Genomic DNA, 16,900 nt, shown 5'->3' with positions numbered 1-16,900 from the left:
GCGGTCAGCCTGCGAACCAGCGCTGGGGGCGCGGGTTGAGGTTCTGGTAGATGTGCTTGGCCTCGCGGTACTCCGCCAGTCCGGTGGGCCCGAGCTCGCGGCCCGTACCGGACTTGCCGAAGCCTCCCCACTCGGCCTGCGGGAGGTACGGGTGGTAGTCGTTGATCCAGACGGTGCCGTGGCGCAGCCGGCCCGCGACGCGCCGCGCACGGCCGGCGTCGGTGGTCCAGACGGCGCCCGCGAGACCGTAGTCCGTGTCATTGGCCAGCGTGACGGCCTCTTCCTCGGTACGGAAGGTCTCTACGGTGAGGATCGGTCCGAAGGTCTCCTCACGGACCACCCGCATCTCGCGGTGGCAGCCGTCCAGGACGGTCGGCCGGTAGAAGTAGCCGCTCGCGGGCCGTACGTCCGAGGGCTCGGGGCGGGCGCCGCCGGAGCGGACGACCGCGCCCTCCTCGCGGGCGGAGGCGACGTACGCCTCGACCTTCGCGAGCTGCTGGGCGGAGACGAGGGGGCCGCATTCGATGCCGTCGACGGTGCCCCGGCCGAGCCGGATCGCGTCGGCGCGGCGCGCGAGCTCGGTGACGAAGCGTGCGGAGACCGATTCCTCGATGATGAGCCGGGCCCCTGCGGAGCAGACCTGACCGCTGTGGAAGAACGCGGCGTTCAGTGCCTGGTCGACGGCCGTGTCGAAGTCCTCGTCGGTGGCGCAGGCGTCGGCGAACACGACGTTGGGGTTCTTGCCGCCGAGCTCCAGCGCGACCTTCTTGACCGTGGGTGCGGCCGCCTGCGCGACCTTCGTCCCACTGGCGAGGCCGCCGGTGAAGGAGACCAGGTCCACGTCCGGATGCTCGGAGAGCCGGGCGCCGACGGGGTCGCCCGCGCCGGTGACGAGGTTGGCGGCTCCATCGGGCAGGCCTGCCTCGGCGAGCAGCCGGATCAGGTGGACGGTGGAGAGCGGGGTGACCTCGCTGGGCTTGAGCACGAAGGTGTTACCTGCGGCGAGCGCCGGGGCGATCTTCCAACTCGCCTGGAGCAGGGGGTAGTTCCACGGCGCAATCAGGGCGCAGACACCGACCGGCTCGTGCACGACGATGCTGTGCACATCGGGGTCGCCCGCGTCGACGACCCTGCCGCCGCTCTCGTTCATGACGAGGTCGGCGAAGTAGCGGAAGGCGTTGGTCACGTCGTCGACGTCGACACGCCCCTCCTCCAGGGTCTTGCCGGTGTCGCGGCTCTCGGTGATCGCGATCTCCTCGCGGTCCCGCTGGAGGAGCTCGGCGACCCGGCGCAGAAGCCCGGCGCGTTCGGCGACGGGCCGGTGCGGCCAGGGTCCGTCGTCGAAGGCACGGCGTGCGGCGGCGACGGCCGCGTCGGTGTCGTCGAGCCCGCCCTCGGCGACGAGGGCCAGGACGGTCGCGTCGGCGGGGTCGAGGATCTCGCGCGTCGCACCCGACGCGGCGGCGTGCCAGGTCCCGTCGATGTGGATGGTCTCCAGCGCCGTCGCGGCATGAGCCGACGAGAGGTGAGCCGACATGTAGTGATCTGCCTTCCGTGCCTGAATTGCTCCGCACCGGTCCGGCCGAGCACACACGCCGGTGGACCGGGATTCGGCACCAGCAGTCTGGGACCCTCTCCGTTCCGGTCGGATGTATGCCTGGATACTCGCTCTGGGTGACGCGGCTCACTCACGGCACCCGAGAGGCTGCCCGGCACCCGGCGCCCGAGAGGCTGCCCACGGCGAGGGCACGGGGGTGGCAGGGTCGGCCCGTGACCGGTGGGGTGCCCCGACGGATTCGTGTCACGCTTCGGCACAGTCGGCACGCGTCGGCGCACTCCGGCACGCGAGCAGTACGCAACGCCTGCGTATCCCGCTCTCGTGGGCCGCGCCGGTCGATGGACCGGGCTGATCCGGCCCCCACCGGATCGCCCCCGGATCGCCGCTGTCGGTTGCGTCACCCGGCGGCGCCATCGTGCTGGAACCCGGGCGCGACGCCGTCACACGCCGGGTGGCCGGACGCGCGGCATACCGGCTGCGGGCAGGCCGGGGCAGGGCTGTGTACATCCGTTGCCCTGGGTGCGCGGGGTCGGCTCGCAGGACCCGGTCGTGCCCGCCGAGCCGCGAAACACCTTCGCCGCCGAGCCGCGGGCCGCGAGGCGCCGACCGGCGCACCCGCTCGCCCGATGGCCGGCCGGCCCGGCCGCGCGTACCGGCACGGGCGCCCGGAGCGGGCCAGGCGACGACGTCGCGCCTGGCCCGCTGCGGGCGCCCGGAGCACGGCTACACCGGGCCCGAACGCTTCCCCGCCCCGTCGGCGGCCTCGGCCGCCTCCGTCAGGTCCGCGGTGGCCGGGGTCAGCAGGCGTGCGAGGAAGGACCGGGTCCGGGCATGCCGGGGCGCGCCGATCACCTGCTCCGGAGCCCCCTCCTCCACGATGACTCCGCCGTCCATGAAGACGACGCGGTCCGCGACCTCCCTGGCGAAACTCATCTCGTGGGTGACGACGAGCATCGTCATCCCCTCGTCGGCCAGTGAGCGCATCACGGCCAGGACGTCCCCCACCAGTTCCGGGTCGAGCGCGGAAGTGGGCTCGTCGAAGAGCATCAGTTCCGGATCCATGGCCAGAGCCCGCGCGATGGCGACGCGCTGCTGCTGGCCGCCCGACAACTGCGCCGGGTAGGCGGACTCCTTGTCGGTCAGGCCGACCCGGGCCAGCCGTTCGCGAGCGATCCCCGCCGCCTCCGCCCTGTCGCGGCCGAGCACGCGGCGCTGGGGAAGCGTCAGGTTCTCCAGCACCGTGAGGTGCGGGAACAGGTTGAACGACTGGAAGACCATGCCGATCCGCCGACGCACCTTGTCGATGTCCACGTCCGGGTCGGTGACTTCGGTTCCGGCCACCGTGACCGTCCCCGACGTGGGCTCCTCCAACAGGTTCACGCAACGCAGCAGCGTGGACTTGCCCGAACCGGAGGGGCCGATGACACAGACCACCTCGCCCCGGGCGACCGAGAAGTCGATGCCCGCGAGCACCTCCAGCGTGCCGAACGACTTGCGCAGGCCCCGCACGTCGATCGCCGGCCCGCTCACCGCCTCCGCGTCGCCTGCCGCCGAAACCGCCTTCACCGCGGTCACCTCGCCTTCGCCGTACGCGCTTCGAGCCGCCTGACCAGGTGGCCGAGCGGCAGAGTGATGATCAGATAGCACAGGCCCGCGATGAGGATCGGCGTCAGACTGCGATTCTGGTTCAGGGCGTCCCGGCCGAACTTGGCGAGCTCGTACTGGGAGAGCGACAGGCCCAGCAGATACACCAGGGACGAGTCCTTGGTCAGCAGGATCAGTTCGTTGGTGAGCGGCGGCAGAACGATGCGCAGAGCCTGCGGGATGATGATGGAGACCATTGCCCGGCTCTGCGACATCCCGAGCGAACGCGCCGCTTCCATCTGCCCCTTGGGGACCGCCTGGATTCCCGCCCGTATCGTCTCCGCCATGTAGGCGGCGCCGACGAGACCGAGTGCCAGCATGACGGTCACGTACTGGTTGAGCGCCACCTGGAAGGCGAGCGGTACGCCGAATCCGAGGGCGATGAACACGAGCAGTGCGGGAATTCCGCGGAAGAACTCGATGTACGCGATGGCCAGCCAGCGGTACGGAGGGACGCGCGACAGCCTCATCAGGGCGAGCAGAAGCCCCGCGGCCAGCCCGAAGCCGAAGCCGAGCAGGGTGTAGACCACGGTGTTGAGCAGGGCAGTGGTGATGATGTCGGGGAACTGTGCCTTGGCGACCTCGACGTCGAAGAACGCCCGTCGGATCTCGCCCCAGTCGGCGGCCAGGGCGACTACGAGCAGGACGACGGCGAGGACGGCGTACTGACCGCCCCGGATCGCGCGGGTCCGCTGTCTACGGGATATGGACATCGGTGGTGGTTCCTCACTTCTTGGGAGCGGCGGGGAACCACTTCTTGTAGATCCGGTCATAACTGCCGTCGGACTTGGCACTGGCGATCACTGCGTCGATCTCCTTGCGCAGGGCGTCGTTCCCGGTGCGGACCCCGATGCCGTACTCCTCCCCCGTGTCGAACTCGGCGGTGACCTGGGTGTCCGGGTTCTTCCGCACGTATTCGAAGAGCACGCCGTTGTCGTTCACCGCGGCATCGACCTGTCCGGTCTTCACGGCGGTGAGCAGCAGGGCCAGGTCCTCGAACTGCACGGTCGTCACGCCCTTGGCGTTCTTCTGCGCGTACGTCTCCCCCGTGGTGCCCTGCTGGACGCCGAGCTTCTTCCCCTCGAGGCTCGCCAGCGAGGTGAAGGAGGAACCCTTCTTGGCGATCATGGCCTGCGTGGCATCGAAGTAGCCCGCGGAGAAGTCCAGGTTCTTCGCGCGCACCGGTGTGATCGTCATGCCCGCCGCCGCCAGATCGCACTTGCGGGCATTGAGGTCCTCGCCGCTCTGGATGCCCTCGAAGGGCGTGTCCACGATCTCCTGGGTGACGTCGAGCTTCTTGGCGACCAGGTCGACGAGGTCCACGTCGAAGCCGACGACGGCGTCGCCCTTGCGGACCTGGAAGGGTTCATACGGCAGGTGGGTGCAGGTGGTGAGCTTGCCGGACTTCACCAGCTCCAGCTCACCGCCACCGGACGCGGAGGGCTTGGTGCTGGTGCAGCCCGCCAGCACGGCAACGGCGGTGAGGGTGGCTGTGGCGGTGGCCATGGCGGGCAGTACGGAGCGAGCGGACACGACGTCTCCAGGGTTCGGCCGGTCAACGAACCGACTTCGCTAGTGAGTTGGATTGATCTTGCCATCGGAAGCGTCCGATGTCGCCTGCCGGTTTCCTCGCGGCCCGGCCGGTGCGGACACGGGAACGCATCGGACGCCCGCCGGCACGTGCCCGGAGCGGGCCCCTGCACGGGTCGCGCCGCGGGGCCGCGACACCGGGCCGCCGACGGGACGGCGGCGACCCTGGCACCCTGATCGGCGTCCACGGTCCGGGACCGGGCTCCGACGACGCCGACACGCACCCCCTACGACGACGTCGGCCCCCGGGACCACACCCTGGTCCTGGGAGCCGACGTCACGCACGGGTCCGGGTCGAGCGACAACACCCATCCGCAGCGGGCCCGTTGGCGCCAAAATCCGCTGTCGGAGGGTCAGGCGACGGAGACCGCCCCCGTCCCCTCCCCCACGGTCCCGGACTCCTCGATGACCACGCGGTAGGGGAGTTCCGTGCCCTGCGCCGTGACCTGCGTGGCCGCGCCGTCCCGTACGACGTGGAAGGACGCCGCCGGGCTGCCGGTCAGGTCCGGGACGGTGACCGTCCGCTCACCGCCGCCGGAGCCGAACACCCGCAGGGTGAGGCCGTCCAGCCAGTCGGCGTCCGGGCGCTGGTCGTCGGCGCCCCACGGGAGTACGGCGCCGTCCCTGACCAGCACGGGCAGACTGTCGAAGCCGTGCGTCTCGTGCCGCCAGGCGGGGCCGGTGATCCGCTCGCCGGTGAGCAGCGAGGTCCAGGTGCCCTCGGGGACGTAGTACTCGACCTCGCCGTCCTCCGTGAAGACCGGGGCGACCAGCAGGTCCGGGCCGAGCATGTACTGCCGGTCCAGGGTGCGGGCGGCCGGATCGCCGGGGAACTCGACCAGCATGGGGCGCATCATCGGGACGCCGGTGCGGTGGGCCTCGGCGGCGACCCCGTAGAGGTAGGGCATCAGGCGGTGCTTGAGCAGGGTGAACTTCCGGGCCACGTCGACCGCTTCCTCGCCGAACGCCCACGGCACCCGGTAGGACACGTTGCCGTGCAGCCGGCTGTGCGAGGAGAGCAGGCCGAAAGCGAGCCAGCGCTTGAAGACCGCCGGGTCGGGGGTGCCCTCGAAGCCGCCGATGTCGTGGCTCCAGAAGCCGAAGCCGGACAGGGACAGGGACAGGCCGCCGCGCAGCGACTCGGCCATCGCGTTGAAGGACGCGAAGCAGTCGCCGCCCCAGTGCACCGGGAACTGCTGCCCGCCGGCCGTGGCGGAGCGGGCGAAGAGGACCGCCTCGCCGGCGCCGCGCTCCTTCTCCAGGAGCTCGAAGACGGTGCGGTTGTAGAGCTGGGCGTAGTAGTTGTGCATCCGCTCCGGGTCGGAGCCGTCGTGCCAGACCACATCGGTGGGGATGCGCTCGCCGAAGTCCGTCTTGAAGCAGTCGACACCCTGGTCGAGCAGCATCCGCAGCTTGCTGTTGTACCAGTCGCGGGCGGCAGCGCTGGTGAAGTCGACCAGCGCCATGCCGGGCTGCCACAGGTCCCACTGCCAGACGTCGCCGTTGGGCCGCCGTACCAGGTGGCCCAGCTCGGCGCCCTCCGCGAACAGCACGGACTTCTGGGCGATGTACGGGTTGATCCACATGCTGATGCGGAGCCCGCGCGCCTTGAGCCGGGCCAGCATGCCCTCCGGGTCGGGGAAGACCTCGGGGTCCCAGAGGAAGTCCGACCACTGGTACTCGCGCATCCAGAAGCAGTCGAAGTGGAAGACGCTGAGCGGGATGTCCCGTTCGGCCATGCCGTCGACGAAGGAGGTGACGGTCTCCTCGTCGTACGAGGTGCAGAACGAGGTGGTCAGCCAGAGGCCGAACGACCAGGCCGGCGGCAGTGCGGGGCGGCCGGTGAGGGCCGTGTAGCGGGCCAGGACGTCCTTGGGGGTCGGTCCGGCGACGATGTAGTACTCCAGCGACTGGTCCTCGACGCTGAACTGCACCTGGCCGACGGACTCCGAACCCACCTCGAAGGAGACCTTGCCGGGGTGGTTGACGAAGACGCCGTAGCCGCGCGAGGAGAGGTAGAACGGGATGTTCTTGTACGCCTGGTCGCTGCTGGTGCCGCCGTCGGCCTGCCAGATGTCGACGGTCTGGCCGTTCTTCACGTACGGGGTGAAGCGCTCGCCGAGCCCGTAGACGTTCTCCCCCACTCCCAGGGCGAGTTGGGCGATCATGTGGTGGGCGCCGTCGGGGGTGGTGGCGAAGGCCGTGCCCTTGGTGTCGACGCCGGTGAGGCGCCGCCCCCCGGCGTCGAGGAACGAGATGCCCCAGGGGCCGTCGCCGTCCATGCGCAGCGTCAGCGGTCCGCTGGTGAGCTCGGTGACGGCGCCGTCCCTCCGGGTACGGGCGGCGGGTGCGCCGTCGTCGCCGGGCAGGAGGGTGAAGTCGGGTCCGCGGCGGGCCTTTCCGGCGTGGTGGGTGGTGCGTACGCCGATGACGCCCTCGGCCGGGGAGAAGCATTCGACGGTGATGAGCGGGGTGTTGAGCGTGTCACCGCGTGCCGCCACCCGTTTGACGGCGGCGTACGCGGTGAACCGGCTGTCCTCGACGCGCAGATCGCGGATCTCGGTCGCGTAGGAGGCGCGGACGCCCTCACGCATCAGCCAGAAGCCGTCGGTGAACCTCATGAGGACTCCTTGCCGGGGGCACGGGGAAGCGGTCGGGGATCGGGGACGTGCGGCAGGGGGATCACGCGGTGAATCCGATTCCGGCGAGGCGTACGGAACCCTTCAGGGTGATACGCACGTCGTGCACCCCGCGGATGTCGAGTGCGGCCTCGACGGTGCGGTAGTCGTAGATCCCCGCCGTGGCGGGGACGGCGAGCTCCGCCGACCGTCCGTCCACCGTCAGTGTGACGGACCCCGCGCCCGAGGCGGACACGGTGGCCCCATGCACACCGTCTCCGAAGTCGCAGCCCCGGAAGAGGAGTTGACCGACACCCTCGACGGGTGCGACGGCGTCACCCGCCACCTTCGCGCGGTCGACGATCTCCGTGCCCTGCTGCTCGTCGTAGTCGGCGGCCTCCAGGCCCCGTTCGACGACGGGGCGCGGGCCGGACGGCTCGCCGGCGAGGACCGCGGTGGCGGTGAGCCGGATGTCGGCGCTGGAGGCGCCGGCCATGACCTCGTACGCGCCGGGCTCGACGGTCCAGCGGCCGTGCGCCACGCTCCAGTGGCCCAGCTCCTCGACGGGGACGAGGATCTCGACGCGTTCGGCGGCGCCCGGCGCGAGGTGCGTCCGGCGGTGGCCGACCAGCTTGCGCAGCGGCAGGTCCGTACCGGATTCGGCGGCCCGGACGTAGACCTGGGCCACTTCGTCGGCGGCGCGGGGCCCGTCGTTGGTGACGGTCAGCGACACCCGCAGCCGCTCGCCCTCCACCTCCGCCGCCAGGTCGGTGTAGGTGAAGGCGGCGTAGGTGAGGCCGTGCCCGAAGGGGAAGAGCGGGGTGCCGTCGAAGTACAGGTAGGTCTGGCGGGAGCCGATGATGTCGTAGTCGAGCAGACCCGGCAGATCGGCGTCCGAGGCGTACCAGGTCTGCGGGAGCCGTCCGGCCGGGGACACGTCGCCGGCGATGACCCGGGCGAGCGCGGTGCCGGCCGCCTGGCCGCCGTGCGCGGTCCAGAGCAGGGCGGGCAGCTCGGCCGCCGCCTCGGTGACCGCGTACGGGTAGGCGGAGGTCAGGACGAGGACGGTGCGCGGGTTGGCCGCGGACGCGGTGCGCCACAGCCGCTCCTGCTGGGCGGGCAGGTCCAGGGTCGTACGGTCCTCGGTCTCGCGGCCGTTGATGTGGGGGTCGTTCCCCGCGACGACGATCACGGTGTCGGCGGCGGCCGCGACCCGGGCCACGGCGTCCTCGCCCCGCTCCACGGTCTCCGTCCGGAAGACCGTCGCGTCGGCGGCGGAAATCTTTTCGCCGGACACGGCAACCTTCGCACCGTCGGCGGCGACAGTGACGTACCCACCCGTCCCGATGTGCAGAAGGCGGTGCCCGCCGTCGTGTCCCTCCACCTCTTCCAGCCGGAACGTCTCCTGGACGATCCACCCGCCCGGCTCGTCCGCGGACGCCCGGACGTATCCGTCGTCGGCGACGGAGAGGTACAGACCTTCGTCGGTACGGAAGGTGAGGACGCCGTCGCCCCAGTCGACGAGGGCCAGTTCGGTGGCGTCGGCGCCGCAGGTCAGCGGCGGCAGGTCGGTGCGGCCGGCGAGGAGCGCGGGGTCGAGGGCGCCCTCCGCGCCGCGTGCCTCGCCGTCCTTCGCGGGGGCGGCCTCGGGCACCCGCAGCCAGCCGTCGGCGCACTCCAGGCGGACCCGGTCGACCCCCTCGGCGAAGAGGACGTTCTCCGCGCCGTACCGCCGGCGGATGCCGTCGAGCGGGGTGGAGCGGTGCAGCAGCGTTCCGCTGTACCAGTCGAGTTTGCAGGCGTCCGCGAGGAGTCCGACGACGGCGACGGTCCGGCCCTCACCCGGCTCCAGGGGCAGCAGCCCGTCGTTGCCCAGCAGGACGACGGACTGTTCCGCGGCCTCCAGGGCGAGCGCCCGGTGCTCGTCGGTGTCGAAGGCGGTGACGTCCGCGTACGGGTCGAGCTCCGGGTCGAACTCGCCGAGGGCGAAGCGCATGGCGAGCAGCCTGCGGACGGCCGTGTCGATGTCGTTCTCGTCGAGCAGGCCCTTGGCGAGTGCGTCGCGGATCCGGCCGGTCATGACCGTGGAGTCCTGGCCGTGGTCGGTGAAGCTGTCGACGCCGGCCCTCAGGGAGGCGGCGGTGGCTTCCTCGTGGGTGTCGAAGTAGTGCTCGGAATCGACCAGGTTGGAGGGGGCGCCGGCGTCCGAGCAGACGACGAGCGGCTGTTCGGTCCAGCTGCGCAGCTGCTCGCCCAGCAGCGGGGAGACGTGGTTGGGGCGGCCGTTGACCAGGTTGTAGGCCGGCATGACACCGGCCACGGCTCCGGCGCGCACCGCGTCGCGGAAGGCCCGCAGGTCGTACTCGTGCAGGACGCGCGGGCGGACCGAGGAGGAGGCGGTGTCGCGGTCGGTCTCGTTGTTGTGGGCGAGCCAGTGCTTGAGCACGGGGGCGGTGCGCCAGTAGCGGGGGTCGTCGCCGCGCAGCCCGCGGGTGTACGCGACGGCGATGGCGGAGGTCAGCGCCGGATCCTCGGCGTACCCCTCCTCGCCGCGGCCCCACAGCGGGTGGCGCAGCAGGTTCACTGTCGGGGCCCAGACGTTGAGGCCGACGCGGTCGTCCTGGGCGCGCTTGGCCCGGACCTCGTTGCCGACGGCCTCGCCGACCCGGCGGACGAGGTCGTCGTTCCAGGTGGCGCCGAGGCCGACGGCCTGCGGGAAGACCGTGGCGGGGCCCATCCAGGCGACGCCGTGCAGGGCCTCCTGTCCGGTACGGAACGGGCCGATCCCCAGGCGCTCCACCGCGGGGGCGAACTGGTGCAGCATCGCGATCCGCTCGTCGAGCGTGAGCCGCCCGAGCAGATCGTCGGTGCGCAGGGCGAAGGAGAGCTGCGGGTCGCGGAAGGGAAGCGGATGGTCCGTCACGTGCGGGTCCCCTTGGAGAGGTGGGAGGTTTTCCGGTCTTCACGCTGCGAAAGGACCCTCGATCCGAGGAGAAGATCTTTCGAAGCGCTTCGATGCTCTGCGTCCGACCCCGCGGGTGTCAAGGGCACGGCATCCCCAACCGGGCGCATCTCGGGCACACCGCGCCGGGAAACGGTTCGGAAACAGGTCGGAGGAATCTGGAAACGGACCCTTGTGCGACCGGTTCCCTTCACTTAACCTCGCTGCAACATCGAAGCGCTTCGACAGTGTTGAAACCGCTTCACTCCCGGCCGGTGATGTCGCAGCCGGCTCGGCCAGTAACGCCCCACCTCAGACACAGGAACCGAACGGCGGTCGCCCGCCGCGTGTCGTCCTGGTGCGCCTCGAAGGGTTGACGCAATGACGCCGAATTCCTCCCCCTCCTCCACCGCCCCGAGCCGGAGAAGCTTCCTCGCATCGGGCGCCTTCGCCGCAGTGGCCGTGGCCGGCGGAGCACCGTTGCTCGCCGCGTGCGGCGGCAGCGGTACCGCATCGGGGAGCAAGGAGGGCACGACGACGGGCAAGGCACTGAAGAAGGTCATGCCGAGCTACGCCCCGACGAATCTGGTGCAGCCCGACGTCCCGGGTGTCAACGGCTCGAGCCCCGGGTTCACCAAGCTGCCCGACCCGCTGGTCGCCTCGGTGAAGTCGGCGCCGGGCAAGGGGTCCTCGTTCCGGGTCATGACCCCGCTGTGGGGCACCGTCCCGAAGAAGGACAACCCGTACTACACGGCGGTGAACAAGGCGGTCGGCGCGAAGCTCGGCTTCGACCCGCAGGACGGCAACACCTACCAGGACAAGATCGGCGCGGTCCTGGCCGGTTCCGAGATCCCGGATGTCATGACCATCCCCGGCTGGAACATGCAGGGGCAGATCCGCAACGCGATCACGGCCAAGTTCGCCGACCTGGGGCCCTACCTGGCGGGTGACGCCGTCAAGAAGTACCCGAACCTGGCCAACATCCCGACCGGCGCCTGGCAGTACTCCGTCTTCGGCGGCAAGCTCCGCGGCCTGCCCATGCCCAACCCGGTCATCGGCAACGCGTTCTTCTACCGCAAGGACCTCGTCGGCTCCGGGGCCCTGCCCGCGAGCGCCGACGACCTGCTCGCCTTCGGCAAGGAGTACACCGCCCCGAAGAGCAAGGTGTGGGCGTTCGACGACCTGTGGACCTGCATCCAGAAGGTCTACGGCCTGCTGCCCGACGCCCCGCACTACTGGCAGCTGGAGAACGGCAAGCTCGTCCACAAGATCGAGACGCAGGAGTACCGCGAGGCCCTGGCCTTCGCCCGCAAGCTGCACGACGGCGGATACATCCACCCGGACGCCGAGGCCAACAAGGACGCGGACTCCAAGATCCGCTTCACCAGCGGCCACGTCCTCATGTACAACGACGGCACCGGCGGCTGGAAGGGCATGGTCTCCGAGCAGGCCGCCGCCAACCCGAAGTTCGACATGCAGGCCCTGGACTTCTTCGCCGCGGACGGTGGCAAGCCGGTCCTGTGGCAGGACGACCCGGCGGGGATCTTCACCTTCCTCAGCAAGGACCTGCCGAAGGAGAAGATCGAGGAGTTCCTCGGCATCGCCGACTTCGCCGCGGCGCCGTACGGCACCAAGGAGTTCATGCTGACGAACTACGGCGTCGAGGACACCCACTACAAGGTCGAGGGCGGGGTGCCGACCTTCACGCCGCAGGGCATCCAGGAGGCCCAGCCCGCCACCCTCCTCTACATAGCCTCCCCGCCGCACACCATCGCCTTCCCCGACGAGCCGAAGCTGGTGCAGGACTACGCCGGCTGGATGGCCCGCCAGGCCCCGCACGTCAAGAAGCCCCTCTTCTTCGGCATGCAGGTCGTGGAGCCCCAGCGCTACGCCTCCCTCTACACCCCCTTCGACGACCTGCAGAAGGACATCCGGCGCGGCCGCAAGAAGGTCAGCGACGTCGACGCCGCGGTGACGACCTGGAAGAACAGCGGCGGCGACAAGCTCCGCGACTGGTACCAGGACCTTCTCGAGAAGAACGGCTCCGGCGTCTGACCCGGGCGCGCCACACCACACCTGCACGTACGCACAACGACTGAACAGCAGGCCGCCGGGCGCGAGGAGCCCGGCGGCCGGGGTGGAGAGCACGACATGGGGAGCACAGGGTGAAGCCTCGGGCCACGGTGGCGACCGACGCGGAGCGCACGGAGGGGCGGACTGCCGTCCCGTCCGGCGAGGACAACAGCGACGAGGACGGCGCCCGCGCCCGGTCGCGGGCGAGCGGGCCGCCGGCCCGGCCGTCGAAGCGGCGCGGGAAGAAGACGAAGGCACCGTTCGAGCCGGGCGGCATCACCCGGCGCCTGCGCTTCCGCCGGGACCGCACGCTGGTCCTGATGACGGTGCCGGCCATGATGCTGCTGCTGGTCTTCAACTACATCCCGCTGCTCGGGAACGTCGTGGCCTTCCAGGACTACGACGTGTACGACCTGGGCATCACCGGCAGCCCCTTCGTCGGCTTCGACAACTTCACCCGGATCTTCGAGGACCACCGCTTCTGGGAAGTCCTGCTGAACACGCTGGTCATCTTCCTGACCCAGCTGATCCTCTTCTTCCCCATCCCGATCGCCATCGCCCTGCTGCTGAACACGATCATGAGCGCACGGGTGCGGGCCTGGGTCCAGGCGATCGTCTACCTCCCGCACTTCTTCTCCTGGGTGCTGGTCGTCACCGTCTTCCAGCAGATGTTCGGTGGCGCCGGCCTGGTCGCGCAGTGGTTGCGCGAGCACGGCCACGAGGGCTTCGACCTGATGACGAACCCCGGCTTCTTCAAGTTCCTCGTCACCTCGCAGGCGATCTGGAAGGACGCGGGCTGGGGCGTCATCGTCTTCCTCGCCGCGCTCGCCGCCGTCAACACCGATCTGTACGAGGCCGCGGCCGTCGACGGCGCGGGCCGCTGGCGCCGCATGTGGCACGTCACCCTGCCCGCGCTGCGCCCCGTCATCGCCCTGCTGCTCGTGCTGCGGGTCGGCAGTGCGCTCAACCTCGACTTCGAACAGATCCTGCTCCAGCGCGACCAGGTGGGCGCGGGCGCGTCCGAGATCCTCGACACCTACATCTGGTGGACGGGCATCAAAACCGGCGACTTCGGCTATGCGGCCGCCGCCGGAATCTTCAAGGGACTGTTCAGCGTCGCCATGGTGCTGGGAGCCAACAAGGTCGCCCACATGATGGGCGAGCAGGGGGTGTACTCCAAGAAATGACGACTCTCCTGGACACGGAAAAGGACGGCAAGCCGTCCGCGCGGCCCACGGCCGAGCGGACCCGGACCCCGCTCCAGCGCGCCCTGCGCACCGAACACCGCCCCGTGTGGGAGGAGGAGCCCACCAAGGCGGGCCTCGCCTTCAAGGGCGTCGGGCTCTTCGCGATCTGCGCGGTGATCCTCGTACCCATCTGGGTGGTGGTGGTCACCAGCCTCTCCGACACCAAGGCGATCAACGAGGCCGGCGGTCTGGTCGTCTGGCCCAAGACCGTCACCTTCGTCGCGTACACGGAACTGCTCAGCGGCGGCGCCGTCACCCGCGCCGCCCTGGTGAGCATCGGCCTGACCGTCGTCGGCACGGTGTTCAGCATGGTGATCTCGGTGCTGTGCGCCTACGGGCTGAGCCGCAAGGACTCCTTCGCGCACCGGCCTCTGCTGATGACCATGATGGCGACGATGTTCTTCGGTGCGGGTCTCATCCCGACCTACCTGCTCGTCACGGGCATCGGCCTCAGCGACAGCTACTGGTCGATGATCCTGCCGAGCGCCATCAGCGTCTTCAACATCCTGGTCCTGCGCGGCTTCTTCATGGACACCGCGCCCGAGCTGATCGACGCCGCGCGCATCGACGGCGCGGGTGAATGGCGGATCCTGCTCCAGATCATCATGCCGCTGTCCCGGGCGGTGATCGCGGTGATCTCACTGTTCTACGCGGTGGGGTACTGGAGCCAGTGGTTCAACGCGATGCTCTACATCCAGGACAGCGACAAGTACCCGCTGCAGATGATCCTGCGCCAGCTGGTCCTCCAGCACCAGGTGCCGCCCGGCGCCATGGGCGCGGCGGTGAGCAGCGGGCAGATCAACAGCCTGTCGGTGCAGATGGCGGTGATGGTCCTCGCGCTGATTCCGGTGGCCGTGCTGTCGCCGTTCGTCCAGAAGCACTTCCAGAAGGGCATGCTCACCGGCGCCGTCAAGGGCTGAGCACCACCACTCCCGTCCCCGTTTCCCCACCGGAAGGTGTGTCCGTCATGCGTGCTCCGTCCGTCCCGCAGCCCGAACCCGCTCGGCAGAACGCGCCCCGGCGCCGCACCGTGCTCGCCGGGGCGGCGGTGGTCGCCGCCTCCGCCGCGGCCGTACTGCCCGCGGCCGGCCCGGCCGCGGCGGCCCGGCGACCGAGGAGGACCCAGCCGCACCGCTGGCGCACGGCGGCGATCGGCGGGACCGGTTTCGTGACGGGCATCCTGTTCCACCCGGCCGTCCGGGGTCTGGCGTACGCCAGGACGGACATCGGCGGTGCCTACCGGTGGGACGCGGCCGCGGCCCGCTGGAAGCCGTTGACGGACCACCTCGGCTGGGACGACTGGAATCTGCTCGGCGTCGAGGCCCTGGCCGTCGACCCGGCCCACCCGGACCGGCTGTATCTGGCACTCGGCACGTACGCGCAGTCGTGGGCCGGCCCGGGCGCGGTCCTCAGGTCCGAGGACCGGGGCGCCACCTGGGCCCGTACGGACCTGACGGTGCGGCTGGGAGCCAACGAGGACGGCCGGGGCGCGGGCGAACGGCTGCTGGTCGACCCGCGCGACAGCGAGACGCTCTGGCTCGGGACGCGGCACGACGGCCTGCTGCGCTCCACGGACCGCGGGGCGACGTGGGCGGCCGACCCCGCGTTCCCGGCGACCGTCCGGGCGGGCGGCCAGGGCGTCACGCTGCTGGTGGCGGTGGGCCGGACGGTGTACGCGGGCTGGGGCGACGGCGGGACCGCTCTGTACCGCACGGACGGCTCCGGCGGCTGGGAGGCCGTCCCCGGACAGCCGTCCGCCGACGCGGCGTCGTCGAAGGTGCCGATCCGTGCCGCGTACGACAGGCACACCCGTGCGCTGTACGTGAGTTACGCGGACGGTCCGGGCCCCAACAACCAGAGCGACGGCTCGGTGCACCGGCTCGACACGGTGACCGGCACCTGGACCGACGTCACCCCCGTCGCACCGGGCAGCGGTGACGCGTTCGGCTACGGCGGGGTGGCGGTCGACGCGGCCCGCCCCGGCACCGTGGTCGTCTCCACGAACAACCGCTGGGGGCCGGTGGACACCCTGTTCCGCTCCACGGACGGGGGCGCGCACTGGACCTCGCTCAAGGACTCGGCGGTCCTGGACGCGTCCGAGACGCCGTATCTGAAGTGGGGCGGCGAGACGCCCAAGTTCGGCTGGTGGATCCAGGCCGTGGCAGTCGACCCGTACGACTCGCGGCACATCCTGTTCGGCACCGGCGCGACGATCTACGGCACGCGCGACCTGGTGCGCTGGGCGCCGGAGATCCGGGGGCTGGAGGAGTCGGCGGTCCGGCAGCTGATCGCACCGCCGTCGGGGGCCCGGCTGCTCAGCGGACTCGGTGACATCGGGGTGATGTACCACGACTCCCTGACCGCCTCCCCGTCGCGCGGGATGGCGTCGAATCCGGTGTCCGGTACGGCGACCGGCCTCGCGCTGGCCACGCTGAAGCCCTCGTACGTCGTGCGGACGGGCTGGCCGTCGGGCTCCACCTCCGCGGGCGCGTTCTCCCGCGACGGCGGTGCGAGCTGGCGGCCGTTCGCCACCCAGCCGGAGATCGCCGCGTCCGCCCCCGGGCCGGTCGCCGTCTCGGCGGACGGGGCGGTGCTGCTGTGGTCGTTCATCCACTGGGACGGCACGAAGTACCCCGCGCACCGCTCGACGGACGGCGGCGCGACCTGGGCCGAGGTCACGACGTTCCCCAAGGGCGGCACACCGGTCGCCGACCCGCTCGACCCCGCCCGCTTCTACGTGTACGACACGGACACCGGGACGGTGTTCCGCTCCACGGACCGGGGCGCCACCTTCACCCGGGCCGCCACCGGGCTGCCCTCCGGTGATGTGCAGTTCCGCATCGCCGCCGCACCGGGCCGCTCCGGCGACCTGTGGCTGTCGGCCAAGGACGGCGGACTGCTGCGCTCGACGGACGGCGGCCGGACGTTCACGGCGGTGGCCGGCTGCCAGGCCTCGCACGCGCTCGGTTTCGGGAAGGCGGCCCCGGCGAAGGGCCGGGCGGGCTATCCGGCGGTCTTCCAGACGGGCCGGGTCTCCGCCACGCACGACGGGGTGGCGGTGCTCCGCTCGGACGACGCGGGCAGGACCTGGGTCCGCATCAACGACGACTCCCACCAGTGGGGGTGGACCGGTGAGGTCATCACCGGCGACCCCCGCGTCCACGGCCGTGTCTACCTGGGCACCAACGGCCGCGGCATCCAGTACGCAGATCCCGAATGAGGAACGAGA

10 protein-coding genes are annotated in these 16,900 nt (G+C 70.9%); 4 read left to right on the top strand and 6 right to left on the bottom strand.

Features of this window, described 5'->3' with window-relative positions:
* Positions 1–4 precede the first annotated feature (4 nt).
* The 6 genes from OG927_RS28520 to OG927_RS28495 form a co-directional block, all read right to left on the bottom strand.
* Entirely contained in the window at positions 5–1,537 is a 1,533-nt protein-coding gene (locus OG927_RS28520; protein ID WP_056792356.1) for an aldehyde dehydrogenase family protein, read from the bottom strand.
* A 744-nt stretch (positions 1,538–2,281) separates the two neighbouring features.
* Complete coding sequence (locus OG927_RS28515) at positions 2,282–3,133, bottom strand: amino acid ABC transporter ATP-binding protein (RefSeq protein ID WP_274922810.1); 852 nt, start codon at positions 3,131–3,133, stop codon at positions 2,282–2,284.
* Positions 3,130–3,915, bottom strand: coding sequence for an amino acid ABC transporter permease (locus OG927_RS28510; RefSeq protein ID WP_056792355.1), 786 nt, complete (start codon positions 3,913–3,915; stop codon positions 3,130–3,132). The genes OG927_RS28515 and OG927_RS28510 overlap by 4 nt, the downstream gene beginning before the upstream one ends.
* A 13-nt stretch (positions 3,916–3,928) precedes the next feature.
* Positions 3,929–4,735, bottom strand: coding sequence for an ABC transporter substrate-binding protein (locus OG927_RS28505; RefSeq protein ID WP_371613110.1), 807 nt, complete (start codon positions 4,733–4,735; stop codon positions 3,929–3,931).
* A gap of 410 nt (positions 4,736–5,145) precedes the next feature.
* The gene (gene yicI, locus OG927_RS28500; RefSeq protein WP_209469306.1) at positions 5,146–7,413 is read right to left on the bottom strand and encodes an alpha-xylosidase; all 2,268 of its coding nucleotides are present in this window, start codon (positions 7,411–7,413) and stop codon (positions 5,146–5,148) included.
* A 61-nt stretch (positions 7,414–7,474) separates the two neighbouring features.
* A complete protein-coding gene (locus OG927_RS28495; protein WP_209469307.1) occupies positions 7,475–10,333 on the bottom strand; it encodes a glycoside hydrolase family 3 C-terminal domain-containing protein in 2,859 nt (952 codons plus the stop codon).
* Positions 10,334–10,732: 399 nt separating this feature from the next.
* Between OG927_RS28495 and OG927_RS28490 the strand changes: the two genes are divergently transcribed.
* The 4 genes from OG927_RS28490 to OG927_RS28475 all read left to right on the top strand — a co-directional run bounded on the left by OG927_RS28490 (position 10,733) and on the right by OG927_RS28475 (position 16,891).
* On the top strand, positions 10,733–12,406 hold the full coding sequence (locus OG927_RS28490; protein WP_241191679.1) for an extracellular solute-binding protein: 1,674 nt from the start codon (positions 10,733–10,735) through the stop codon (positions 12,404–12,406).
* A 110-nt stretch (positions 12,407–12,516) separates the two neighbouring features.
* Complete coding sequence (locus OG927_RS28485; protein ID WP_330321015.1) at positions 12,517–13,611, top strand: ABC transporter permease; 1,095 nt, start codon at positions 12,517–12,519, stop codon at positions 13,609–13,611.
* Entirely contained in the window at positions 13,608–14,591 is a 984-nt protein-coding gene (locus tag OG927_RS28480; RefSeq protein WP_056792350.1) for a carbohydrate ABC transporter permease, read from the top strand. Before OG927_RS28485 ends, OG927_RS28480 begins: the two co-directional genes overlap by 4 nt.
* Before the next feature lie 47 nt (positions 14,592–14,638).
* On the top strand, positions 14,639–16,891 hold the full coding sequence (locus OG927_RS28475) for a 1,4-beta-glucanase (RefSeq protein ID WP_330321014.1): 2,253 nt from the start codon (positions 14,639–14,641) through the stop codon (positions 16,889–16,891).
* Positions 16,892–16,900 lie beyond the last annotated feature (9 nt).

The sequence above is a fragment of the Streptomyces clavifer genome, from assembly GCF_036345975.1.
GTDB lineage: Bacteria > Actinomycetota > Actinomycetes > Streptomycetales > Streptomycetaceae > Streptomyces > Streptomyces clavifer.
Note: the sequence above shows the minus strand (reverse complement) of the source record. Positions and strands in the feature narration are given on the sequence as shown.